Origin of the sequence: Nocardioides sp. NBC_00163, assembly GCF_045206295.1 — a bacterium.
Taxonomy (GTDB): Bacteria; Actinomycetota; Actinomycetes; order Propionibacteriales; family Nocardioidaceae; genus Nocardioides.
The window spans coordinates 4,457,230-4,480,518 of the sequence record NZ_CP108155.1 but is presented as its reverse complement, the minus strand read 5'-3'; the positions used below and the strand labels follow the sequence as shown (position 1 = coordinate 4,480,518).

The window sequence follows — 23,289 nt, the reverse complement described above, 5'->3', positions numbered from 1 at the left end:
ACCTGACTTACGGGTCCGGTTGTCTGACTCACGCCTTGCCGCTCGGGCTCGCATGCCAGCCATCGCCAGCAACAGGACCCCCCACATGAACCAGATCAAGTTGGTCGTCGCCGGCGCAGTGGCCCTCCTGGGCGCGATCGCCTTCAGCGGACACTTCTCGGACCCCGCACCATCCGCCAGCGGAAAGGCGAGCGCCGCGGCCGGCAGCAGCAACACCCTTCGGATCGGTGTCGACAGCACCGAACCCGTCTACTACGAGAGCGGCGGCGCGACCAAGGGCTTCGACTACGAGATGGCGCACAGCGTCGCCGAAGGCATGGGCGTCGAGCCTGAGTTCGTGGCGATGGAATTCAACGAGCTCTTCCCGGCCCTGCGAGCGGGAGAGATCGACATGATCGGGGCCCAGGTCACGAGCACCTCAGAGCTCGAGCGGGAGTTCGACTTCAGCGCGCCGTACTTCTCGACGTACGTCGCCTTCCTCACCCCCAAGGGATCGACCATTCACACGCGCCGTGACGTCAACGGGAAGAAGATCGCGGTCGTCGACGGCGCCGTCCAGGGGTCCTACCTCGAAGAGAAGTACCAGGACGTCCAGATCGTCAGGGCCCCTACCGTGGGCGCTGCCATCGAGTCGATCAGGCGAGGCGAAGCGGACGCGTTGTTCCATGGAGCTCCGTACGCTCAGTCGATCATCAAAGGCGCACCCATAGCCCTGGAGGAGCCGATCGTCTACCCGGTCAAGGACGCACCGATCGGATTCGTGATCCGCTCCGGCGACCAGCGAAAAGAACAGATCGACGAGGTCCTGGGGGACATGGTCCTCGACGGCGAGTGGCTGAGGATCAAGACCGCCTACTTCGAGGCAGACCCGCTCTCCGATGTGTTCCGCGACAAGGGATCCTGAACCGTTTCCGCCACATATCCCCACCGGTCCGTGATACACGGGAGTGACACCCGAAGAACATCCTGGTAGGCCGGGAGGTCCGTCACATGGAAACCTCGGCGCTGGTAGCGGTCCTCGCGACGATCGTCGCGTGGTGCGTCCTCGCAGGTCGCCTCCAACAGCTGGGGCTCACCGCCCCCATCGTGTTCGTGGCGAGCGGCTGGGTGTTCGCGGACGTACTCGGCCTTCTCGAGCTCGAGGCCGAACCCGAGCTGGTCAAGATCGTCGCCGAAGTCACCCTCGTCTGGGTCCTCTTCGCGGATGCATCGCGGGTCCGGCTCGAGCAGTTCCGACGCGATCTGAGCACCTATGTTCGGCTGCTCGGGGTCGGTCTGCCGCTGACGATCGCCATGGGCACCGGAACCGCGATGATCGTGCTCGGCTTCGACCCGTGGGCAGCGCTCCTGGTCGGCGCCGCGCTCGCGCCGACGGATGCTGCGCTCGGTGCACCCGTCATGTCGAACCCTCACGTGCCCGCGAAGGTGCGGGGCGTACTGAACGTGGAGAGCGGGCTCAACGACGGCATCGCCACCCCGATCGTGCTGGTGGCCATCGCCGGCGTCGCGGTCGATGAGGGGGTACTCGGTGTCGAGAGCCCCGGCGGCGCGATCGTCTCCCTGCTGGTCGGCCTCCTCGTGGGCGTCATCGTCGGCAGCGTGGGCGGCGTGGTCACCAGGCGGGCCCGCGAGCGCGGCTGGCTGTCCGAGGAGCTCGGCGGCCCGGCCGTCCTCGCACTCGCACTGTTGGCGTACACCGCGGCACTCGCCACGGACGGGAACGGTTTCGTCGCCGCCTTCGTGGGCGGTCTGGTCTTCGGGAACGTTGCCGGACGAAGCGGCGAGAAGGAGGTCTACTTCGTCGACCAGTCCAGCGACATGGCCTCGATGATCAGCTGGCTGATCTTCGGCGCGCTGGCGATTCCGGTCATCCAGGCTTCTTGGAGCTGGACGATGCTGGGCTACGCCGTGCTCAGCCTGACCGTCGTGCGAATGCTGCCGGTCGTCCTGGCGCTGCTCGGTGCGGGGCTCGACCGCTACAGCGTGGTGTTCGTCGGTTGGTTCGGCCCGCGCGGCCTGGCCTCGGTCATCTTCGCGTTGATCGCGCTGGAAGGTCTCCACGGCGCGGGTGAGGACGTGGTCGCGGTCATCTCGCTCACGGTCCTGCTCAGCGTGATGGCACACGGCTTCAGCGCCGTACCCGCGGCGAACCGGTTCGCCGCGAAAGGACCGCCTGCTGATGGCTAGGAGCCGAGGAGCCCGATCGAGATCACCTGCCGGACCGCATCACTCCGCGATGTGACGCCCAGCTTCCGGTAGATCGAGGCGACCTGCGAGCTGACGGTGTTGCGGGAGACGAACAGTCGCTCGCCGATCTCGCCGATGGTGAGGTGGGTCTGGAGGTAGGGCAGCAGGCGCAGCTCGGCCGGGCTCAGGGGCGGCCTTCCAGCGGTGGTGCGTTCTGAGGAGTTGATCCTGGCGCGCAGCCTCGCGACCTGGTCGACCAGCACCCCGAGATCCGGTCGGCGCTGCAGCACGTCGTCGATCTCGCGCAGCAGATGCCGGGCGGACGTCTGGTCACCACGTGCCCAGAACACACTGGCCAGCTGGAGGCGACTGCGCACGGCCAGATACGGCAGCACGTACGTGCAGGACGGACGCGCACGCATAGCCCGGGTCAGCTGCCGGTCCACCTCACCGAGATTCCCGTCGTGCAGCCCGAGCCGGGCAGCGGCCGCGAACGCGAGGACGCTCACCGCGTAGTCGTACATCCGGTGCTCCTCGACGACGGCAAGGGCGAGGGCCACTCGCTCCGCCGCCTCGTCCCAGCTCCCGTGTTCCATCGCCAACAGCGCGAGCTCCGCCTGAGCGTTGACGATGGTGTCGGTGTTGCCGAGCTCGGCTCCGGCGGTGGAGCTCTCGGCGAACAGGGCGGCTGCGCGTTCGACGTCCCCCATCAGCAGATGCGCCTCAGCGGCACCGACCACGGCCGTGTCGCGCCAGGGGCTCCACGGCGGTTCCTGGGCCATCGCGAGGTCGGCATCACGCATCATCGCCGCAGGTCCTGCCGGGCACATGACGGCCCGCAACATGGCGCGCGCTGACTCGAACGAAGCGGTGCCGTCCATCGGCACCCAGTCGTACTCCGCAGCCTCTGCCACGGCAGCCCAGCGCTGCGCCCCGAGGGGGTCGCCACCCAGGACGTCCATCCACGCGGCCAGCACGGCCAACGGAGGGTGTTCCTCGATGGCCGAGTCACCGAGCGCGGACAGCCACCGCCCCACGGTCGACATCTGCCCGGCGCTGTAGGTCGGCAGCACCAGCTGCGTCGCGATCTGGACGCACCGATCACGCTCGGACGTGTTCAGCAGGTGCTCGAGGGCCATCGCCGAGGACTCGTTGGCCTCGAACCAGTCGGCGGCCCGCAGGTGCAGCTTCGCGACGACCTCGGGTTCGACCCGACGCAGCTCTCCGAGCAGGAACTCTCGATACAGCGGGTGATAGCGGTACCACTCCCGCCGCCGGTCGAGCGGCAGCAGGAACGAGTTGGATCCCTCGAGCGCGAGAAGCCGATCCTGACCGTCGGTATCCCCCGAGAGCGCATCGCACAGGGAGCCACAGAGCCGGTCGAGCACAGCGGTACGCCGCAGGAACCGTTGCGTCGCCTCGTCCTGCTGGCTCAGCGACTCGCGGTAGAGGTAGTCGGCCACGTACCGGTCGTCGCCGGAGATGCTCGACACGTCCTGCTTCGTGTCCCGGGCGATCATCGCCGCCAGGTGCAGGCCGGCCGCCCAACCCTCCGTCCGCTCGGTCACCCTCATCGCCTGGTCGCGCGTGAGCGGCACCTGTGCCGCGCTGAAGATCTGCTCGGCACCCGTCACGTCCAGCGCCAGATCGGGTCCCAGCACGTCGAGGACCGTGCCGGAGGCGCGTAGCCGCGCCAGGTGCGGTTGCTCGACCCGGCTCGCCGACACCAGCTGGGAGCCGACCGGGACACCGGAGATGACCACGCTCAGCACATCGTGGCAGGCCGAGGAGTGCAGCTCGTGCAGGTCATCCACCATCAGCACGAAAGGTTCCGGGCTTCGGCTGAGAGCGGCGGCCAGGCGCGGTGCGGCGCGCCCCAACGGCGAGACGCCCAGACCGCTCACGTCGGCGACCACGCCCTGCTGATCCGGCACGGCCCGCGCGTATGCCGAGGCGAGCAGCACGAGGAGGGCGCTGGAGTCGTCGTCCAGGCGGTCGAGTGACACCCAACCGACCGGGCGGTCCTCGGCCTGTGCCCACTGCGCGAGGAGGGTGGACTTGCCGTAGCCGGCGGGCGCGGTGATTCCGACCGACGGCGCGCCGCTGCTCCGGGCCGCCTCGATCAGAGGGGCCCTGCTCACCAGTCTGAGCGGCAGCTCGGGAACCGAAAGCTTGACGTCCAGCAGAACGTCGTCGAGCCCGGCAGCCGTTCGCGCGGCTTCGCCAGCGTCTTCCACCCTCCGCACGCTAGAGATCCGGGCAGCCCGACGTCTCATCCCTGACGGATGACTTGTGGGTGGCCCGGCGGAGTCTCAGCCACCTTCTCAGTCCTGACGCCCTCACGTTTCACACAATGAGGATGATTCGCCAACAGGCCCCGGCGACCAGATTGAGATCGTCCGTTCACTTCACGACCCGACATCGAGTCCGTCGAGGTCGGCGGCAATCCAAGGAGCGTCCCGTCATGACCGAACAGACCCCATTGAACGAAGAGACCACCTGGCAGGCGCAGGAGCCGCCGCCCAGTGGCTGGGCGACCGGCTTCATCATGTTCGCCGGCGTGATGATGATCATGGCCGGCAGCTTCCAGGCCTTCGCCGGCCTGGTCGCCATCTTCGAGAACGAGTTCTACGTCACGACCCCCAACTACCTGCTCCAGCTCGACGCCACCAGCTGGGGCTGGATCCACCTGCTGCTGGGACTGCTCGTGGTGTTCGCGGGCTTCGCTGTGCTCAACGGCATGGTCTGGGGTCGCATCATCGGAGTCGTCCTGGCCGTACTGAGTGCCTTCGCCAACTTCGCGTTCATCCCGTACTCGCCGTTCTGGTCGATGCTGATCATCGCTGTCGACATCTTCGTCATCTGGGCGCTGACGGTGCACGGGCGCGACATCACCCGCTGACCTGGCCGGTTCGTCCACTTCGGGTGATGCCTCGGGCGAACCCTCCAGACAGCCTGGGGAGTGGCCTCGTTCGAGGCCAGTCCCACGACCACCGAAGGGTTGCCATGTCAGACATGACCGCATCCGACACCCCCGTCCTCGACCTGCTGGCCACCATGACGGCCGAATCCGTGCAGGCATCGAGCCTCGACGTACAGTCCATCGCTCTCGTCCGACTCGCTGCCCTCGTCGCGAGCGATGCTCCGGCCGTCTCCTACGCGTTGAACCTCGCGATCGCCGACGAGGTCGGCCTCGACGCCGAGGCCGTCCGCGGTGTGCTCGCGGCGATCGCACCCATCGTCGGGACGTCGCGGGTCGCAGCGGCGACCAGCCGCATCGTCCTGGCGATCGGAGTCGGCATCGAACAGGCATCCGCGCAGATGGCCGACGACGAACTGAGCTGACGCACCATGTCGAGCGACTCGCCCATCACACGCGAACTCCGAGAACCCACCGACGACCCCGTCGTCACCACCGCAGACCGCCCCTCACGAGGCCGCTCGATAGCGGCGGTGATCTGCCTGGTGCTGGCCGGGTTGTTGACCACGCCGGCCGCGGTGGCCTACTGGGGGCAGCGCACATTGAACGACGCCGAGCGGTACGTCGAGACCGTCGGCCCTCTCATCGAGTCCCCCGAGGTGCAGGACGTGATCGCGACCCGGGTCACCGGGGCGATCCAGCAGCAGGTCGACGTCGAGGCGATCCTCAACACCGCGTTCGCCGGCGTGATCGACGACAGACCGCGCCTGGAGCAGCTCGTGGCGCCACTCGCCGCGGCCATCAACGGTCTGGTGGAGCGCGAGGTCCGCGCGTTCATCGCCTCCGACGAGTTCGCCGACATCTGGGTCCTGGCCAACACCAGAGCCCAGCAGACCCTCCAGCGAATCCTGAACGGCGACGACTCCGGTGCCGTGTCGCTCCAGGGCGAAGAGGTCGTGCTCGACGTCGACGAGGTGATCGAACGGGTCAAGGAGCGACTCGTCGCCCGGGGTCTGACCATCGTCGAGAACGTGCCCATCCCCGAGACCGACCGTCAGATCGTGCTGATGGAGGCACCCCAGCTCAGGCAGGTACGCACGATCTACGCGTTCTCGAACCCGGTCGCCCAGTGGCTCCTTCCCGTGGTCGGGGTCCTGTTCCTGGCCGCCTTGGTGCTGGCCCGCCGCCGCCCACGGATGGCGGTGTGGATCGGGGCGGTCGTGGCTGCCAACGCGCTGCTGCTGGCGTGGGTGCTGTCCATCGGGCAGCAGATGTTCATCAACGCGCTCTCCGGCACGGACTTCGGCCCGGCGAGCAGGGTCTTCTTCGACACCCTGCTCGCCTACCTGGAACGCGGCCAGCAGGTGGTCCTGTGGCTCGGTCTGGTGATCGTGCTCGCCGGCTGGTTCGCCGGTTCCAACAGGTACGGCACCACGGCACGTACGACCATCGGCGGGGGTCTCGAGAGCGTCGGCGCTCGCCTGGGGGACGGTCCCGTCGGCGGAGCGGGCCGCTGGGTCGCCGCCAACGTGACCTGGCTGCGAGTCGCCGTGGTGGCGTTGGGCGGCGTGGTCCTGCTCTGGGGCAACAACGTCACGATGGACCGGCTCTGGTGGTCCCTTGCTCTGGTGCTCGGCCTGCTGGTCGTTCTCCAGGTTCTGGTCGGAGCCGGCCGGCCCAGGGAGCCAACCGCCTCCCTGGGCTCCAGCCCGGCGACCTAGAGCACGTGGTGACCTAGCTCGGTCACCCGTCGCCCAACGCCCGTTCGATGACCTCGACCACCTTGGGCCGCAGGTCGCTGGCCGCGATCACCTCATCCACCGAGCCGACCTCCACAGCTCGGTGGATGTCGTGCACGTCGTCGAACTCGGCCGCGACCTCGGCGATCTTGTCCGCCCGCAGCTGGGCGCGGAGCTCGGCCAGCTCGACGACGAGCTCGCCGCGCTCCCCGTCCTCGGCGTGGTCGATGCGCTCCTCGAGCGCGGCCACCCGCGGGTCAGCCGCCGCCCGCTTGGAGACCTCCGCAGCGAACACGACGGCCGCCGCAGGGGCGCCACCGAGGACCGAGGCGTACGAACCCTCGATCGCGAGCACCGTCATCGACGGGTTCAGGTGCTTGGAGAACACCACGAACGCACCCCCGTGGTAGCGGGAGATGACGCAGAAGACGATCGGGCCCTGGAAGTTGACGACCGCTCGGCCGATCTCGGCGCCGTACTCGAGCTGTAGGTTGCGCATCGACTCCGGGGAGCCGTCGAAGCCGGACAGGTTGGCGAGCACCACCAGCGGCCGGTTGCCCGATGCCGCGTTGATCGCGCGCGCGACCTTCTTCGACGACCGCGGGAACAGGGTGCCCGCGGTGTAGGTGTCGGGACCGTCGGTGGGAGGGAAGCCGGCGCGCGGCACCGGCTTGGACTCGATCCCGACCAGGCTGACCGGGTAGCCGCCGATCCGGGTGTCGACGACCACTGCGGTGTCGGCGTCGGCCATGCCGGCCCACCGCTCGAGCATCTCGTGGTCGGCGTCGGCCAGCGCCCGCATCACCGTGCGGATGTCGAAGGGTCGTTTGCGGTCGGGGTTGTGCTCGGCCGAGAAGATCTCGCCGACCGTGGCGAAGTCACCCGCGTGGGGGAACGACGACACGTCGCGGTCGATCGGGTCGGCCGTCGGCGCGCGGCGCGGCCCGGTCTCGCCGGGGACCACGTAGCTGTGCTCGTAGTGCGCCATGAGCACCCGGAAGGCACCGGCCAGGTCGGGCACCCAGTACTGCGCCTGACCGTTCGGGCCCATCACCCGGTCATAGCCGCCGATGCCATGGTTGTCCTCGGCGGAGACCCCGCCGGAGAAGTCGAGCGACTGCTTACCGGTCAGCACCATCGCGCTGTCCGGGGTCATCACCAGGATGCCCTTGGTGTGCATCAGCATCGTCGCTTCGGCGTTCCAGTACGGCTGGGCGCCGACGTTGATCCCGGCGACGACGATGTTGATCTCGCCGCCGTCCTGGGTGAAGTGGACGATCCGGCGCAGCGCGGCGGCGACCCAGTCCATGTTCTCGGTGCCGCTCTCCATCGAGATCCGCGCACCGGCCGACACCGCGAACCACTCGACCGGAATCTGCATCCGCTCGGCGAGGTCGATGGCCGCGATCACCCGGGCGCACTCGGGCTCCGAGAGCGCGCCGAGCGACTTGAGCGGGTCACCGCAGAGCACGACTCGGCTGATGCCGTCGGGGTAGAGAGTGCTCGGCGTGGTCACGACGGCGACGATGATGCCGGCACTGTTGAGCCCGGGAGCACGATCGACGGGCACGAGTACGCCGTCGGCGTCGAGGTCGTGCTCGACGACCGTGCCGCTCCCGGCCAGGGCGCGCTGGAGCTCGTAGGGGTAGACGAGACCGCGGCGGCGGGCGCGCAGCACCTTGGCGGCGTACTCGTCCATCGGGGCGAGCGGTTCGGTGGGCGGTTCGATGACGTCGGCCACGACGCCTGCGCCCGGCTTGGCGTGGAAGCGGATGGCCAGCGGGGTCGGGGCGTCACCGTCCTGCCCGGCCACGCGGCCCTGCGCGAGCACCTCCTCGATCCCGGCGCCCTCGCTGAGCGGGGTGATCTTGCTCTGCAGCGCGGTGATCTGGTCGAGATCTGCCTCGACGACCGGCCACACCGTCACCCACACGTGGTTGACGTCGAGCTTGGTGCCCTCGCGGCCCCGGGCGGAGCGTACGCGGCGGATCGCCTCGAGGCAGTTCTCCACGGCCCGCTCGACGTGCGGCAGCGCGATCACGCGGCCCTCGTCGTCGCGGACCACGGCGAGCTGGCGGGCCTGGGCCGCCGCGACGAGCCGGCGGTCGGCCGGGTTGGCCCGGGCGACGCACTCGTAGAGCAGGACGTCGTCGGGCGCGGCGAGCCTGGTGACGTCGAACTCGCTGAGCCGCCACAGGTTGAGCCTGCGACCGACCATCGGGTGCATGCCCCGGACCAGGCTGTCCTCGACCAGCTCGGCGGTCGGGGTGTGCGGGGCGCCGTCTGCGTGGTGGCGGTAGGTGAAGTAGTCGATGGGCTGTGGCGCGGCATGGCAGACCGCGATCGAGACACGGCGGGCGCGGCGGGCGAACTCGTGGCCGGCGAGCATCTTGGCGAGCTCGGACGAGGCGAGGTCCGGATCGGCGGGCGCGTCGGTCCAGCGCAGGTAGATCTCGACGACGTCGTCGTGGTCGGAGCTCAACGCCGAGGTGATGGCAGCACCGAGTGGGCCGTCGGGACGGGCGAGCTCCGTCACGTCGCCGATGGTGGACACGACTCGGGTCGCACCCTTCTCGTCAGTGGCGTACTCGGCGTGCGCGAGCGGGCGTCCGCCGTCGTCGTCCATGCCGGTGACGGTCAGGTCGTGCAGGTGGTAGTCGCGGTAGTGGCGCCGGATCAGCACCTCCAGCAGCGGCTCGCGCTCGGGAATACCCTCGACCAGCCGGTCCCGGAGGAATCCGACCAGTGGCTCGGGGACAGCCGCCAGTGCATCGATGCGGGCGGCCCGGTCAGGGGCGTCCGGGTCGATGAGGGCGGCGACCTCGGCCGGCACTCCCTCGAGCACCGCGCGGCGCTCGTCATCGACCAGCGCCTGGTCGAACCAGCCGAACCGGACCGAGCGAGCCAGGTCGCCGACCACGGCGAACCGGCGCTGCGTGGCGCGCACCATCCGCTCCAGCAACGCGCGGACCGCGGCGGCGTCCTCCGTCGCCGGCGGCGGGTCGCCGAGCCAGCGCTGCAGCACCCCGATCGCGACGTCGACGTCGGAGGGATGCTGCTGGGCGAGGAAGATGCGGAACACCGCGCGCTCGAGCTCCGGCGTACGTTCGAGGTCGGAGACCCCGTAGTGCGCGAGCACCCGCAGCAGCTTGTCGCGGAAGTGGTCCGGGAGCGCGCCCCGGTCGGGGTCGAGGCTGCGCAGGTAGGTGTGGAAGTACTCCCGCGAGCTGTGCACGCGCAGCTCGGTGGACGGCTCGTCACCGGCCGGGCGGTTGCGGCTGAGCTCGGCGAAGTCGGTGAACAGGGCCAGCAGGTCCATCTCCGTGCGGAGGGTGTCCGCGGGCGCACCGGTGGAGCGAGAGGCAAGATGGGCGGCGAGCAACGCCGGACGCTGATCCTCCTCGACGTCGTAGCCGAGCAGCAGGCTGCTCAGGTCGTCCAGCGCACCATTGCTGCGGCCGGACTCCGTGACGGGTGCGGGCAGATCGAGGTCGGCCAGGGTGGCGGTGGTCGCCTCGCCCTCGGCCTCGCCGGTCGGCTCGAGGCGCAGCAGCGGCGCCGCGGTCTCTACCTGGCTCCCGACCCGGACCAGGAGCTCCTTGACCCGGCCCGTGAACGGCGCGGTCAGCGCGGTCTCCATCTTCATCGACTCGAGCACCAGCACGGGGTGCCCGGCTGCCACCTCGTCGCCGACGGCGAGCGGGGTGGACACGACGAGCGCCGGCGCGGGGGCGCGGACCATGCCACCCTCGTCGCGGCTGACCCGGTGCATCACGTCGTCGACCTCGACCAGATGGACGGGGCCGTGGGTGGCGGTCACCAACCGGTAGCGGTGGCCGTCGACGGTGAGCCGGCCGTGCACCTCGTCGATCCGGTCGAGGGTGGCGGTGAGGGTGCGCCGCTCGCCGCCGGCCGTGATGGTGACCTGGTAGCGGGCGGGTCCGGACTGCCGCACGGTCAGGGCGTACGTCGCCCCGCGCAGCTTGAGCTCGATGGTGCGGGCAGGGTCGTGCTGGATCTGCGGCCGGCCGCCCTGGGCGGTCTGGAGCATGCGTGCGATCTCGCCGCGCTCGGCCTCGTCGTACCCCTCGATCGCGGCGGCGACGAGCGCGACGCCGGCGTGCCGGGCCGCCTGGAGCCGTCCCTCGCCGCGCACCCGGTCGATCCACCCGGTGTCGGCCCAGGCCGGGCTGCCGGTGGTGACCTCGGGCTGGTCGAGGAGGTCGAGGATGAAGCTCTTGTTGGTCGCGCCGCCGTCGATGATGACGGTGGTCTCCCCCATCGCCCGGCGCAGTCGCGCGAGCGCCTGCTCGCGGTCGGCGCCCCAGGCGATCACCTTGGCGATCATCGAGTCGAAGTCGGCCGGGATGGTGTCGCCCTCGGCCACGCCGGTGTCGACCCGGATGCCGGGGCCGGCGGGGAACTCGAGGCGGCTGATCCGGCCCGGAGCGGGCGCGAAGTCGCGGTCCGGGTCCTCGGCGTTGAGCCGGGCCTCGACCGCGTGGCCGCGCTCGACCGGCCGGTCGCCGGCGAGCGGTACGCCGGAAGCGACCTGGATCTGCAGCGCGACCAGGTCGGTGCCGGTCACGGCCTCGGTGATGGGGTGCTCGACCTGGAGGCGGGTGTTGACCTCGAGGAAGGCGAACGTCTTCTCGCCCGGGTGGTAGAGGAACTCGACGGTGCCGGCTCCGGCGTAGCCCACCGCCGTGGCGAGCCGCTCGGCGGACGCCTTGAGCTCGGCGGCCTGCTCCTCGGTCAGCAGCGGGGAGGACGACTCCTCGATGACCTTCTGGTTGCGCCGCTGCACGGAGCAGTCGCGTACGCCGATCGCCCAGGCGGTGCCCTGGCCATCGGCGATCACCTGGACCTCGACGTGGCGGGCATCGGTGACCAGCTTCTCGAGGAAGACGACGCCGCTGCCGAACGCCCGCTCCGCCTCGTCCCGAGTTCGCTGGTACGCCTCGGTGAGCTCGGCACCGGAGGTGACCTTCCGGATGCCGCGACCGCCGCCACCGGCGGTGGCCTTGAGCATGAGCGGGTAGCCGATCTCCTCGGCGCTGGCGAGTGCCGACTCGAGGTCGTCCACGCCGCCGCGGCTCCAGGGAGCCACCGGGACGCCGACCTCCTCGGCGATCAGCTTCGAGCCGATCTTGTCGCCCAGCTTCCGCATGGCCTCGGCGCTGGGGCCGATGAAGGTGACGCCCAACCGGTCGCACAGCTCGGCGAAAGCGGGGTCCTCGGCGACGAAGCCCCAGCCGACCCAGGCGGCGTCCGCCCCGGAGGCGACCAGCGCCTGCTCGAGGACGGCGAGATCGAGGTAGGGGCGATCCGCGGCCGCGCCGAGCAAATAGGCCTCGTCGGCCTCGCGTACGAACGCCGACCCGGCGTCGACGTCGGTGTGCAGCGCGATGGTGCGGATCGTCCCAACGGATGTATCCCGCGCGTTGAGGTCGCGGACGGCATGGATCAGACGCATCGCGGCTTCACCGCGGTTGACGATGGCAATTCGAGAGACCTGTGGCACGGTGCAGACCCTTTCATCAGGCGCCGCCCCTGTGACCGCTCGACTCCGACAGGCTTCTGATGGATTCCTTGTCGAGTTCCTAGTGGACACCGCCCGGCGACGCCCCAGGATCGCGCCCGTGTGATGCGTCCAGGATGGCCGGTTCCTACAACGTCCGGCGGGCTCCGTTGACCTTCTGGCGGAGCCAGTCCGGGACGCGGTCGTCGTCACGGGGGAACGTCTCGAGGTCGAGCGCGTACAGGCCCGGGTGGGCCGGCCAGCGCCAGACCGGTTCGTCGTCGTAGTTGAAGACGACCTTCGTCGAGTGCTTCTCCCCCTCGCCCTCACCGGTCGCGATGGTCCAGCGCGCGGAGAACCAGGCGCCGCGACCGGGCTCGTACATCACCCGCCTGAGCTCGTCGGTCAGAGCGAGGATGGTGTCGGGCGGCCGGGCGTGGGCGAGGCTGCCGTCCGGCCGATGCACGTCGACGCGCCCGGTGAAGAACATCGACAGGTTGCGGTGGTTGAAGACCAACGTGGACCAGTCGCCCTCTACCTCGTCAGCGAGGTGGAGGGCGATCTCGTCGATGAGCTGTTCCTGTCTGACCACAGGAGGAACGGTCATGGCCATCAACCTACTACCGCTGTCGACAGCATTTCGAAACTCCGTTTCGTGGCGGCGGCACGGATGTTGTTTCCGACACACGTCGGATCCGTGAGTTCCTCGTGACGCGGTGAACACGGAGCACCGACGACGGCTAGGTTGAGCAGGTGACTCGGAACCCGCGACAGTCCCTGGATCGCTCGGTGCTGCGGCTGGGCGCCCGTGTGCGGGAACTGCGCAAGGCGCAGGGGATGACGCTGGTCCAGCTCGCCGAGGCGACCGACCTGTCGCACCCGTTCCTGAGCCAGATCGAGCGCGGGATGGCCCGCCCTTCGATGTCGTCGCTGTTCCGGATCGCCGAGACGCTGGGCACCACCCAGCAGGCGCTGCTCGCGGACAGCGTCGAGAGCGCCTCCGCCGGCCCCGTGTCAGTCGTACGCCGCTCCGACCCCGGCACCGCGGAGGCGTCCAACGGCATGGTGCAGGCGCTGGTCGCCGGGGCCGACCACGCCTTCATCCCGATGGAGTTCGCCGGGGACGAGCCGACCTGGGACCGCTACTGGCAGCACGAGGAGGACGAGTTCGTCTACGTGGTCGGCGGGACCCTTCGGATCGACCTGGACGGCGAGGAGCAGGTCATGGAGACCGCCGACTCGGTCTACATCCCCGGCGGCGTACGGCACCGGTGGGCCAGCGCCGACGGCGAGCTCTTCCGGCTGCTGGTGGTCAAGGAGCAGCGCAGGCGCTGAGCCGCCCCAGATCCGCGACGATCTCGCGCTCGTCGGCGGTGGTGAGCACGCCGTCGCGTACGACGACCCGGCCGGCCACGACCACGTGCCGCGGACGCCGCCCGGGCGAGGCCCACAGCAGGCCGGCGACCGGGTCGTGGACGCCTGCGTCGGCGACCCCGGAGACGTCCCAGACGCACAGATCCGTCCCCGAACCCAGCCCCGGTCGGCCGAGGCCGGCCACTGAGCCGGTGGTCGCCATCGCGAGCACGTCGGCGGCCGCCAGCGGAGGACCCACCAGCGGCGCCACCTGCATGGCGAGACGGGCATCGGCGAGCAGGTGGCCGGCGTCGTTGCTGCCGCCGCCGCTGGTGCCGAGCCCGACCTCGACCCCGGCCGCGCGGAGGGCGGCGACCGGCGCGATCCCCCACCCCATCGGCAGGTCGCAGCCGGGCGCATGGGTGGCGCTCACCCCGGCCGCGCTCAGCCTCCGGATCTCGTCCGGCGTCACGTCGCACAGATGAGCCAGGGTCACGTCGGGCGCGAGCCAGCCCCACTCCTCCAGCAGGTCGATCGGGCGGCGGCCGTAGCGCTCGGCCGCGATCGCGACGTCGACCTGCTCGTTGGCCTGGGTACGCCGCCGCAGCCCGCGCCGGGCAGCCACCTCCCCCATCAGCCGGAAGGTCGGTTCCGGATCGGAGTGCACCCCGGCCGGCCCGACCGCGACCTGCAGCATGCCGTCGGCGCTCACCCCACCGGGCGCATCCCCCACCAGCGCCTCCGCGATCAGGTCGGCGCTGTGTGCCGCGGTCTCGGGGTCGTCCCGGGCGGCACCGCGGACGAAGACCAGGCGGGCGCCCAGCTCGGCCGCCGCCCGCGCGGTCCCCTGCGCCAACGGCACCGTCTCCTCCGGTGTCAGGGAGCCCGGCCAGGTCAGGTGATGGTCGGCCACCGTCGTCACCCCACAGAGCAGCGACTCGGCGAGCCCGGCCCGTGCGGCGGCGTAGGTGAGCTCGGCGTCGACCCCGACACGGTCGTAGGCCGCCGCCATCGTGGGCAGCCAGGTCGCCATCGGGACGCCGCGCGTCCCGGGCAGGGTGCGGAACGCGGTCTGCAGCAGGTGATGGTGGGCGTTGACCAGGCCCGGCGTGACCAGGCAGCCCGAGGCGTCGAGGGTGTCCTCGGGCCCCTCGATCGAGAGGTCGCCCGAGGCTGCCGCGGTGATCCGCAGCGTCATGCCGACGGCGTGAAGCGGGAGGCTTCCACGATGACCTCGGCCAGCGTGGCGACCCCGGCCTCGAAGCGGACCTTGCCGTCCTCCGCGGTGGCGGTGGTCGGGTCGCCGAGGTAGCCGTCGGTGCCGAAGTCGTCGGAGAGCCAGCCGAAGGAGACCGGCTTGCCGAAGCCGATGTACCGGTAGCCGGCCAGCTGCTCGGGCACCTTCCGCTCCCCTCGCTCCTGGTGCACCAGCTCGGGACGCAGGTGGAGCATCATCGAGGTCTCGCCGTGGCCGCCGTGGATGCCGAGGCCGAGCTCGTCCTCGCGTGAGGAGCGTCCACCTTGGTCGGGTGGCACCGAGAGGTGCGCGAAGAAGGTCGCCAGCCCGAACTGCTTGCGCAGCTCCCGGCTCGCGACCTGTCCCAGGGCGGAGTTCCCGCCGTGCCCGTTGACGAAGAGCAGGCGGGTGATCCCGGAGGTGCTCAGCGAGCGGCCGATGTCGACGAGGACCCGCATCAAGGTGTCCCAGGAGAGCCAGATCGTGCCGGGCGACCAGGAGTGCTCGTCGGACTTGGTGTAGGCCAGCGGCTCGAGCAGCACCACGGACGCGCTGCCTGCCGCGGCGACCGTCGCCACCGCGGCCTCAGCGGCCTCGGCGGCGATGACGTAGTCCGTCGAGACCGGCAGGTGGGGACCGTGCTGCTCGATCGCGCCGAGACCGAGCACCGCGACGGTGTCCTCGGGCAGAGCGGCGATCTCGGGAGCGGTGAGGTCGGCGAAACGGGGCATCAGCGGACTCCGATGTTGATGCGGGTGTCGACCAGCGCGTGGTCGGTGAGCTTGCCCTGGTTGAGCAGCCCCTTGGGGTCGCGCTCGCGCGCGACCGCGGTGACGAGCTCGACGTTGCGGTCGACGTACCACTGGTGGGGCGAGTGCACACCGACCCCGATCTCGTCGAAGCGCGGGATGCCCGCGAGGACCTGCTCCTCGGAGACGTACTCGGCGACAACCATCGCCAGCGGGGCGTTCCCCATCAGCTCCAGGTGCAGCCAGACGGGGCCGTCGTAGACCTTCCGCACCCGGTCGGCGTCGCTCCAGTAGAGCTCGCCCCCGGTCTCCATGTGGAACCAGCTCCGGTCACGGTGCGCGCGCTGGAGGAAGTAGACCGGATGGTTGTAGGACATCCCGGAGAGCAGATCGGTCGCGGCGTAGTCCTCCAGACAAGCTCGTACGCTGCCTCCGGCCGCCACGACTAGCGACTCGATCTCGGCGACCGTGGACGCCTCCGCGATCACCCGCAGGCTGTGCTGGGCCGGGTCGAGCTGGACGTTGGTGGTCAGGGTCGGGACCAGCGCCGGCTCGTCGCCCGAGGCCAGCCTCGGCAGCACCGGCAGGTCGAGCAGGCGGCGGTGCACGGACACCATCGCGTCCCAGCTGTCGAAGGCGGCATAGACCGCCACCCAGTCCCGCGCGGGGTCGGTGCGGACGACCACCGAGGTCACCACGCCGGTCACGCCGTAGGCGTGGATGTAGGGCAGCGTCTCCTCGCCCGTCACCGTGAGCAGGCGTCCGCTGCCGTCCATCGGGGCCACCGTCAGCTCGGTGACGAAGCCGTCGGAGGTGGTGCCGTGCTCGATGGTCCCGGTGCCGGCGCTGCCGCCGCCGATGAAGCCGCCGATCGTGGAGCCCTTGGTGGAGGGGAAGATCCACAGGTCGCGCCCCGCCTCCCGGGCGACCTTGTCGATGCGGGTCATCCGGGCACCGGCCCCGGCGCGTAGGTTGCCGTCGGCCCGCACCTCGATCGAGTCCAGGCCGCGCAGGTCGAGGATGATCCCGCCGGTGAACGGTGTCGCCTGGCCGTAGTTGCCGGTCCCGGCCCCACGCGGGACGACCGGCACGTCGTGCTCGTAGGCCACGGCCAGCACATCGGCGACCTCCTGCTCGGTGCGCGGCCGGACGATGGCGTCGGCGACATACCTGCCGCTCGGCACCTTCTCCTGGAGCACCGGCGACATCCGGGACCAGTCCGAGGAGAGCTTGACCAGCGCGGCCGGGTCGGTCTCGACCCGGTCCGCGCCGAGGCGATCGGCGACCAGGGCGGTCACCAGGGACGTACGCTGCGAAGTCGTCATCGGCGTCACTTCATCGAGATCGAGTCGTCGATGAACCGGTTGTCGTAGAGCGACTCCGGGTCGATGTCGTCGGAGGTGATCGTGCCGGCCTGCTTCATGATCGGCGCGAACGTCTCGACGACCCCCTTCATCCGCTCGCCGTCGATCTGGCCGAAGACTCCGGACTTCGGGTCGTCGTGGACCAGGTCGAGGTCGGTCATCGTCTTGGCGGCGTACGCGGCGACGCCCTCGCTGTAGGTCCAGCCGGTCTGATAGCGCTCGACGATGTCGACGATGATCCCGTTGGCCCAGTCCGGGTCGGCCAGGTAGTCGATCTCGGCCTGCTGCATCACCGGGACGAGCTTCTCGAGGCAGTCGGCCTCCTTCTCGACGTCCTCGGCACGCACCGCGATCGGCTCGGGGTAGATGGTGTAGCCGACGTCGGCGAGCAGCTGGTAGCCGATCGGCTTGGCCCAGCTGCTGATCTCGTTCTCGTAGATGTAGGGCTCGGCGGTGGCGAAGCCCTGCTGGAGGATCGTGGGCTCGGTGACGAAACGCTGCGGGGTGCCCTCGTAGGAGAGGTCGGACTGCTTCTTCTCGATCATCCCCTGCGACTCGAGCAGCGCCGGGATCACGTCGCCGGCGGTGACGACCGGGTCGCCGTCGCCGGCGGCCTCGGCGATGGTCTTCGCGTCGTCCTGGCTCTTCGGGTCCCACATCAGGATCTGCGGCGAGACGGTGAGCTGCGAGGCCAGCGCGACGGTCGGCTGCTTCTCCGCGGCCGCGATCGCGGCGTCGGTGTTGACCGCTCCGATCAGGATGTCCTTGTCGAGGTACATAGTCGCGGGGACGGGCTGGAACCCGGTCGCCGGACCACCCGAGCGGACCTCGATCTTCACGCCCGTGTCGACGCCGCCGGACACGAGCGGCCCGGTGACGGTCTTCTTGTCGGTGTCGACGGTGTAGCCCTCGCCGATCAGGCTGTACATGCCGCCGTGCTCGGCCTCGGGCTGCCAGTCCTGCTGCATCACCACGGTCGCGGGACAGACGTCGGAGAGGTCCTTCGCGCTGCCCTTCTCCGCCTTCGTCACCTCGCCTGCGGTGGCGGTGTTGGCGGAGCCGGAGTCACTCCCGCAGCCGGTCAGGGCGAACGGGACGATGGTCGAGAGTGCCACGAGGGTGGCGGCGCGCACGGGTATGTGTCGGTTCATGCTGTGTCCGTTTCTTGGGGGATGGGGTGAGGTCAGCGCTCGCCGTACCACTTGCCGATGACGGCGCGATCGAGAGCGGCGAAGGCCGAGAAGACGACGACACCGAAGAGAGCGGTCAGGATGATCGCCAGGAAGAGCGGCTCCATGCTGAGCCGCAGCGTGTAGACGCGGAGCAGGCCGCCGATGCCGGGGCTACCCTGCTGGAAGTAGAAGTCACCGACGATCACGCCGATGACCGACAACCCGGCGGCGTTGCGCAGGCCGGTGAAGATCGCCGGCATCGCGGCAGGCAGCTGCAGCTTGAGCAGCCGCTGCAGCCGGGTCGCCCGGTTGAGGGTGAAGAGGTCGTGCGCCGGTGCCGTCGCCGACTGCAGGCCGAAGAGGGTGTTGGCGATCATCGGGAAGACCGCGATGATCACGCAGACCACGATCCGGGCCGCGATGCCGTAGCCCATCCAGATCCCGATCAGCGGGGTCAGCGCCAGGATCGGGACCGTCTGCAGGATGACCGCATAGGGGTAGAGCACCTTCTCCAGCAGCCGGGTCTGCGCCATCACCATCGCCCAGGCCATCCCGATGACCACCGAGATCACCAGACCGGCCAGCGCGACCATGACCGACTGCCACAGCGCGGCGAGCATCGGCTGCATGATCTCGGGCCGACCCAGCGTCTCGCCGAAGACCTGGTGCGGCGGCGGCAGCAGGAACCGCCTGTCCTCACCGAGGACGAGGTACGTCACGGCGTACCACACGGCCGCCAGGCCGGCGAGCGCCGCGAGCATCGGCACGACCTTGGCGAAGAGCCGACCGAGAACCGGGGGCGTACGTCTGGCGGGCGGCTCGGCGGGCGCGGCCTCGGTCACGGCCCCGACGTCGGGCTCGATCATCAACTCGGTGCTCATGCGTGCTCCTCCAGTGCCTCGGAGACCTGGCCGACCAGGTGGGCGAAGTCGGACTCGAAACGCAGCTCGGGTGGGCGCGGGAACTCCCAGGGCACCGGGATCTCCGCGACGATCCGGCCGGGCCGGCCGCTCATCACGACGACGCGTGTGGAGAGGTACACGGCCTCGGCCACGGAGTGGGTGATGAAGAGCCCGGCGAAGCCGAGCAGCTTGAAGAGCCGCTGCAGCTCGGTCTGCATCGCCAGCCGGGTGATCTCGTCGAGTGCGCCGAACGGCTCGTCGAAGAGGGCGAGATCGGGTTCGGCGACCAGGGCCCGGGCGATCGAGACCCGCATCCGCATGCCTCCGGAGAGCTGGCGCGGATGCTGCTTCTCGAAGCCGGTGAGGCCGACCAGGTCGAGGGCCTCCTGGGCCGCGCGGCGGCGCTGCTCCTTGGGGAGCCCGCTCAGCTCGCCGATCAGCTCGACGTTCTTCCGGGCGCTGCGCCACTCCAGCAGGGTGGGGTCCTGGAAGACGTAGCTGGTGGTGTCCGCGTCGACGTCGACCCGACCGACGGTGGCGTCCTCGAGTCCGGAGGCCAGCCGGAGCAGGGTGGACTTGCCGCAGCCGGACGGGCCGACGACGGAGACGAACTCCCCGGCGTCGACGCTCAGGTCGACCCCGGTCAGCGCGGTCGTACCGGTCGGGAATCGCTTCGTCACCCCGGAGAGGGCGAGCGTGGCGGTGGTGGTCGTCGTGTTCATGTCACCTCGGCATGGGATCGAGATCGAGGACGGTGCTGACGCGGGTGTCGGCGAGCACGCGGCCGCCGTGGACGACCACACGGGCGGTCTGGGAACCTGCGACGACCTCGTCGAGAGGTACGTCGGGGACGAGCATGAAGTCGGCCCGGCTGCCCGGCTCGGTGCCCGCCTCCGGGAGCCCGAGCACGGTGCGGGTGGTCGTCGTGACCGCGGCGAGGGCCTCGGCCGGCCGGAGATGACCGGCGGCGACCAGGAGCGAGGTGGTCTCGAACGGGTCGGCCCGGCCGACCGGGTTGAAGGGGTCGCGCAGGTTGTCGGCGCCGGCCGCGACCGGGACCCCCGCCTCGAGCAGCGCCCGGACAGCGGTGAGACCACGCGGCACCGCCCCGTCCGCGTCGCGGCCCTGCAGGTAGAGGTTGGTGATCGGGAGCGTCACGATGCCGATCCCCGCCTTGGCCACCAGGTCCAAGACGGGACCTCGGCGGTCGTGGTCGAGCATGCCGAGGCGTACGCAGTGGGAGGCGGTCACCCGCTGCTGCATCCCCCGGGCGATGACCTGCTCGGCGAGGTCGGCCAGGTCGAGGTGGCCGGTGGTGGTCTGCTCGTCGGTGTGCAGGTCGACGGGGAGACCGGACCGCTCGGCGTGGTCGAGGATGCGGCTGGTCTCCTTGGCGGGCTCGTCGGCCAGGTGCGGACACCCGCCGATGACGTCGATCCCGCGCCCGATCGCCTCCTCGATCACGGCGTCGGGGACGTCCTGGCCGGCGAGCAGGCAGATCTGGAGCGTGATCGTTCCGCTGAGCTCCTCGCGCAGGCCGAGCAGGGCATCGACCCCACGCAGCGGGTCGCCCGCGAGGAGTGCGTCGGCATGCGTACGGATCGTGGTGATGCCGTTCGCCACGTAGCTGCGGACCGCCCGCCTGGCGCGGTCGGCGAAGTCGTCGGAGGTGAGCGTGGGAACGAGCGAGCGCCACTGCTCGATGGCGGTGACCAGGTCGTTCCCGGCCTGCGGGCCCGGCTCGATCTGCTCCGCGCTCAGCGCCTTGTCGAGATGCGCGTGCGGCTCCCCGGCGGCGGGGATCAGCCGCCAGCCCCCGGCATCGGTTCCGGCGTCGGCCTTCTCGTCGGCCGCCCGGACGGCGCTGATCTCACCGGCCGCGAGATCGAGATCGGCGAGGCTGCCGTCGAGGAGCCGTACGCCGCGCAGCGCGGTCAGCTCCACACCGGCCAGCTGCGCCGGTCCGTCCACGGGCCCGACCCGTTCCGCATTTCGTGCCACGGCCATCGACTACCCCTTTCGGCTCAAATGTTGATGAGATGAACATTTTCGAGCGTAAGGAGCGGTTATTTCGGCGGCGTAACCGTTTCGGTCCTCCTCGATGAAACCAGCGAGGGCGGCCATCCGGTCAAGCACGGGCGACGGACGATCAACGCGGACTCTCGGATCGCGGCGACGATCGAAGGGTGACAACGACTTCGCCTGAAACGACCCCGTCCCCGACCAGCTCCTCCCAGGGCCGAGCGGCGCCGGTGGTCGCGCTCGCCGCCGGGATCGCGATCCTGGTCTCGAGCGAGTTCCTGCCCGCGGGCGTACTGCCCACGATGGCGCGCGACCTCGGGATCAGCGAGGGGACGGCCGGGCTCGCGGTGGCCGCGACGGCGATCGCCGGGGCCGCGACCGCACCGACCATCGCCATGATCCTTCCCCGGATGGACCGGCGTACGTTGCTGGTCGGCCTGCTGGTCGCCGCGGCCGTCGCCAACCTGGCGGTCGCGATATCCCCCGGTTTCATCGTCCTGCTCCTCGGCAGGCTCGTGCTGGGCGCGGCGATCGCCGGCTACTGGTCCTTCGCCTTCGCCGTCGGGACGTACGCCTCGCCGGGCCGCGACCACGTCATCTCGACCTCGATCGCACTGGGCGTCACGGTGGCCACGATCGTCGGCCTGCCGCTGGGCTCGCTGCTCGCCGACGGCCCCGGCTGGCGCTGGGGGTTCGCGGCCGCGGCGGTGCTGAGCCTGATCTCCGCCGCCGCGCTGGCCCGGGCGCTGCCGCCGGTGCCGGCCCACCCGTCGGCCGGGCTGACCATGATGCGTCAGGCGCTCCGCAACCCACGGCTGGTCGCCGGGGTGGTCCTGGTCGTCGTGGTGGTGCTCGGCAACTTCGTGGCGTACCCGTTCATCCGGATCGCGATCTCGGCGACCTCGCCCGGCGACGGCATGTGGATGCTGGCGCTGTGGGGTCTCGGCGGGCTCTTCGGCAACCTCGCGGCCGGCCGGTTCGCTCACCGGCTGCGGGTCGTCGTCACCGTCGCACCGCTCCTCCTCGCGGGCGGGTTGGTGCTGACCTTCCTCGCCGAGAGCACGCCGGTCATGGCGCTGGCGATGATCGTGTGGGGCTTCGGGTTCAACCTGGTGCCGGTCGGCACGCAGCTGTGGGTCACCCGCGTCGAGCCCGAGCGCACCGAGTCGGCGCTGGCGCTCCAGGTCACCGCGTTCCAGATCGCGATCGCCCTCGGGGCGGCGCTAGGAGGCGCGGTCCTCGATGAGTACGGCGTCGGGCGGGTGCTCCTCATCGGAGCGGTCGGTGCGGTGATCGCCGCGGCGGGCTTCGGCGCGGTCCGCGTCCCGCGTGGTTGAGGCGTCCCGCCACGCCTGCGGCCCGGTCCCGTGGACGGTGGTGAAGGCGCGGCTGAACGCCGCGCCCGAGCCATAGCCCACGGCGTACGCCACCTGCTCGACCGGACGGTCACCGCCGGCCAGCAGGTGGCGGGCCGCGCGCATCCGCACGTCCCGCAGCGCCTCGCTCGGGCTCTGCCCCAGGCTGCGCCGGAACCGCTCCCCCAGCGCCGACCTCGACAGGTGCACGGACTCCGCCATCGCCTCGACCGACCAGGCCCGTCCCGGATCCGCGATCACCGCGGACAGCACCTGCGCCACCGTCGGGTCCAGGACGGGCGCGGGACCATCGGTCCCGCGCCCGGTGTCCTCTAGCCAGGAGGCCGTCATCGCCGCTCCGAGCAGCGACGCGTAGCCCGACGCGAACAGCGCCGACGGCCGGCACGGCCCCGCCAGCGGACAGCGCCGCACCAGCTCGGCCACCCCGCCGTGGCGGCCGACGAAGTCGCGCACGACCAGCGGGTTGGCGATCGGGTACGCCACCGCGACCGCCCGCAGATCGGCCCGCGTCACCGCGGCCCCGTCGTGGGTCGCCAGCCGGTGCCTGACCTGGCCCCCGACCAGAGCCGCATCCCCCGCGCGGAGCAGGTGCGACTGCCCGGCGGCCGTCAGCACGACCGTGCCGTCGTCGACGAGCAACCAGGTGGCGGAGCGTACGTCCTCACCGGCGGAGCCGGCGGCCAGCTGCTCCTGGTAGGCGAGCGTCATCTCCCACGACGGGCGGTCCTCGTTCACATCAGCCCCAGC

18 protein-coding genes are annotated in these 23,289 nt (G+C 70.5%); 7 read left to right on the top strand and 11 right to left on the bottom strand.

The window, feature by feature from the left end; genetic code table 11:
- Nucleotides 1-85 precede the first annotated feature (85 nt).
- Nucleotides 86-904: a substrate-binding periplasmic protein gene (locus OG801_RS21380; RefSeq protein ID WP_406031200.1), complete on the top strand. Its 819-nt coding sequence runs from the start codon at nucleotides 86-88 to the stop codon at nucleotides 902-904.
- Nucleotides 905-990: 86 nt separating this feature from the next.
- Nucleotides 991-2,187 (top strand): cation:proton antiporter, encoded by a 1,197-nt coding sequence (locus tag OG801_RS21375; RefSeq protein WP_406031198.1) that lies wholly within the window; start codon nucleotides 991-993, stop codon nucleotides 2,185-2,187.
- Here the strand turns inward: OG801_RS21375 and OG801_RS21370 are convergent.
- Complete coding sequence (locus OG801_RS21370) at nucleotides 2,184-4,424, bottom strand: LuxR C-terminal-related transcriptional regulator (RefSeq protein WP_406031196.1); 2,241 nt, start codon at nucleotides 4,422-4,424, stop codon at nucleotides 2,184-2,186. The two genes, OG801_RS21375 and OG801_RS21370, sit on opposite strands and share 4 nt — an antisense overlap.
- 227 nt (nucleotides 4,425-4,651) lie before the next feature.
- Between OG801_RS21370 and OG801_RS21365 the strand changes: the two genes are divergently transcribed.
- The 3 genes from OG801_RS21365 to OG801_RS21355 all read left to right on the top strand — a co-directional run bounded on the left by OG801_RS21365 (nucleotide 4,652) and on the right by OG801_RS21355 (nucleotide 6,828).
- On the top strand, nucleotides 4,652-5,089 hold the full coding sequence (locus OG801_RS21365) for a hypothetical protein (RefSeq protein ID WP_355018212.1): 438 nt from the start codon (nucleotides 4,652-4,654) through the stop codon (nucleotides 5,087-5,089).
- Between the two features lie 113 nt (nucleotides 5,090-5,202).
- Nucleotides 5,203-5,532 carry a carboxymuconolactone decarboxylase family protein gene (locus OG801_RS21360; RefSeq protein ID WP_355018213.1) on the top strand — a complete coding sequence of 110 codons (330 nt, stop codon included), beginning with the start codon at nucleotides 5,203-5,205 and terminating at the stop codon, nucleotides 5,530-5,532.
- A 6-nt stretch (nucleotides 5,533-5,538) separates the two neighbouring features.
- A complete protein-coding gene (locus OG801_RS21355; RefSeq protein WP_406031194.1) occupies nucleotides 5,539-6,828 on the top strand; it encodes a hypothetical protein in 1,290 nt (429 codons plus the stop codon).
- Between the two features lie 22 nt (nucleotides 6,829-6,850).
- On the opposite strand, the gene OG801_RS21350 is transcribed toward OG801_RS21355, so the two are convergent.
- Nucleotides 6,851-12,322: a carboxyl transferase domain-containing protein gene (locus tag OG801_RS21350; protein WP_406031192.1), complete on the bottom strand. Its 5,472-nt coding sequence runs from the start codon at nucleotides 12,320-12,322 to the stop codon at nucleotides 6,851-6,853.
- A gap of 193 nt (nucleotides 12,323-12,515) precedes the next feature.
- Complete coding sequence (locus OG801_RS21345) at nucleotides 12,516-12,974, bottom strand: agglutinin cell wall attachment protein (protein ID WP_355018216.1); 459 nt, start codon at nucleotides 12,972-12,974, stop codon at nucleotides 12,516-12,518.
- A 146-nt stretch (nucleotides 12,975-13,120) separates the two neighbouring features.
- Here OG801_RS21345 and OG801_RS21340 point away from each other — a divergent pair, with 146 nt between their 5' ends.
- Complete coding sequence (locus tag OG801_RS21340; protein WP_406031189.1) at nucleotides 13,121-13,702, top strand: XRE family transcriptional regulator; 582 nt, start codon at nucleotides 13,121-13,123, stop codon at nucleotides 13,700-13,702.
- Here the strand turns inward: OG801_RS21340 and OG801_RS21335 are convergent.
- From OG801_RS21335 to OG801_RS21305, 7 genes are read right to left on the bottom strand one after another with little or no spacing between them, the layout of a single operon-like run.
- On the bottom strand, nucleotides 13,680-14,918 hold the full coding sequence (locus OG801_RS21335) for an amidohydrolase family protein (protein ID WP_406031187.1): 1,239 nt from the start codon (nucleotides 14,916-14,918) through the stop codon (nucleotides 13,680-13,682). The two genes, OG801_RS21340 and OG801_RS21335, sit on opposite strands and share 23 nt — an antisense overlap.
- The gene (locus OG801_RS21330; RefSeq protein ID WP_406031185.1) at nucleotides 14,915-15,688 is read right to left on the bottom strand and encodes a creatininase family protein; all 774 of its coding nucleotides are present in this window, start codon (nucleotides 15,686-15,688) and stop codon (nucleotides 14,915-14,917) included. Before OG801_RS21330 ends, OG801_RS21335 begins: the two co-directional genes overlap by 4 nt.
- Nucleotides 15,688-17,031, bottom strand: coding sequence for an FAD-binding oxidoreductase (locus OG801_RS21325; RefSeq protein ID WP_406031183.1), 1,344 nt, complete (start codon nucleotides 17,029-17,031; stop codon nucleotides 15,688-15,690). The genes OG801_RS21330 and OG801_RS21325 overlap by 1 nt, the downstream gene beginning before the upstream one ends.
- Before the next feature lie 5 nt (nucleotides 17,032-17,036).
- The gene (locus tag OG801_RS21320; protein WP_406031181.1) at nucleotides 17,037-18,221 is read right to left on the bottom strand and encodes a hypothetical protein; all 1,185 of its coding nucleotides are present in this window, start codon (nucleotides 18,219-18,221) and stop codon (nucleotides 17,037-17,039) included.
- Between the two features lie 32 nt (nucleotides 18,222-18,253).
- A complete protein-coding gene (locus tag OG801_RS21315) occupies nucleotides 18,254-19,123 on the bottom strand; it encodes an ABC transporter permease subunit (protein ID WP_355018222.1) in 870 nt (289 codons plus the stop codon).
- Nucleotides 19,120-19,866 (bottom strand): ABC transporter ATP-binding protein, encoded by a 747-nt coding sequence (locus OG801_RS21310; protein ID WP_350714400.1) that lies wholly within the window; start codon nucleotides 19,864-19,866, stop codon nucleotides 19,120-19,122. The genes OG801_RS21315 and OG801_RS21310 overlap by 4 nt, the downstream gene beginning before the upstream one ends.
- A gap of 1 nt (nucleotide 19,867) precedes the next feature.
- Complete coding sequence (locus OG801_RS21305) at nucleotides 19,868-21,151, bottom strand: amidohydrolase family protein (RefSeq protein ID WP_406031179.1); 1,284 nt, start codon at nucleotides 21,149-21,151, stop codon at nucleotides 19,868-19,870.
- Between the two features lie 179 nt (nucleotides 21,152-21,330).
- On the opposite strand from OG801_RS21305, the gene OG801_RS21300 reads away from it, so the two are divergent.
- Entirely contained in the window at nucleotides 21,331-22,503 is a 1,173-nt protein-coding gene (locus tag OG801_RS21300) for an MFS transporter (RefSeq protein ID WP_406031177.1), read from the top strand.
- Here the strand turns inward: OG801_RS21300 and OG801_RS21295 are convergent.
- On the bottom strand, nucleotides 22,390-23,277 hold the full coding sequence (locus tag OG801_RS21295; RefSeq protein WP_406031175.1) for a helix-turn-helix domain-containing protein: 888 nt from the start codon (nucleotides 23,275-23,277) through the stop codon (nucleotides 22,390-22,392). The two genes, OG801_RS21300 and OG801_RS21295, sit on opposite strands and share 114 nt — an antisense overlap.
- Nucleotides 23,278-23,289 lie beyond the last annotated feature (12 nt).

Coding starts and splice junctions, on each gene's coding strand:
- OG801_RS21350 (WP_406031192.1), bottom strand. CDS start 12,322: ATGCGTCTGATCCATGCCGTCCGCGACCTCAACGCGCGGGATACATCC.
- OG801_RS21320 (WP_406031181.1), bottom strand. CDS start 18,221: ATGAACCGACACATACCCGTGCGCGCCGCCACCCTCGTGGCACTCTCG.
- OG801_RS21325 (WP_406031183.1), bottom strand. CDS start 17,031: ATGACGACTTCGCAGCGTACGTCCCTGGTGACCGCCCTGGTCGCCGAT.
- OG801_RS21335 (WP_406031187.1), bottom strand. CDS start 14,918: ATGACGCTGCGGATCACCGCGGCAGCCTCGGGCGACCTCTCGATCGAG.
- OG801_RS21355 (WP_406031194.1), top strand. CDS start 5,539: ATGTCGAGCGACTCGCCCATCACACGCGAACTCCGAGAACCCACCGAC.
- OG801_RS21310 (WP_350714400.1), bottom strand. CDS start 19,866: ATGAACACGACGACCACCACCGCCACGCTCGCCCTCTCCGGGGTGACG.
- OG801_RS21315 (WP_355018222.1), bottom strand. CDS start 19,123: ATGAGCACCGAGTTGATGATCGAGCCCGACGTCGGGGCCGTGACCGAG.
- OG801_RS21375 (WP_406031198.1), top strand. CDS start 991: ATGGAAACCTCGGCGCTGGTAGCGGTCCTCGCGACGATCGTCGCGTGG.
- OG801_RS21345 (WP_355018216.1), bottom strand. CDS start 12,974: ATGACCGTTCCTCCTGTGGTCAGACAGGAACAGCTCATCGACGAGATC.
- OG801_RS21365 (WP_355018212.1), top strand. CDS start 4,652: ATGACCGAACAGACCCCATTGAACGAAGAGACCACCTGGCAGGCGCAG.
- OG801_RS21305 (WP_406031179.1), bottom strand. CDS start 21,151: ATGGCCGTGGCACGAAATGCGGAACGGGTCGGGCCCGTGGACGGACCG.
- OG801_RS21360 (WP_355018213.1), top strand. CDS start 5,203: ATGACCGCATCCGACACCCCCGTCCTCGACCTGCTGGCCACCATGACG.
- OG801_RS21380 (WP_406031200.1), top strand. CDS start 86: ATGAACCAGATCAAGTTGGTCGTCGCCGGCGCAGTGGCCCTCCTGGGC.
- OG801_RS21330 (WP_406031185.1), bottom strand. CDS start 15,688: ATGCCCCGTTTCGCCGACCTCACCGCTCCCGAGATCGCCGCTCTGCCC.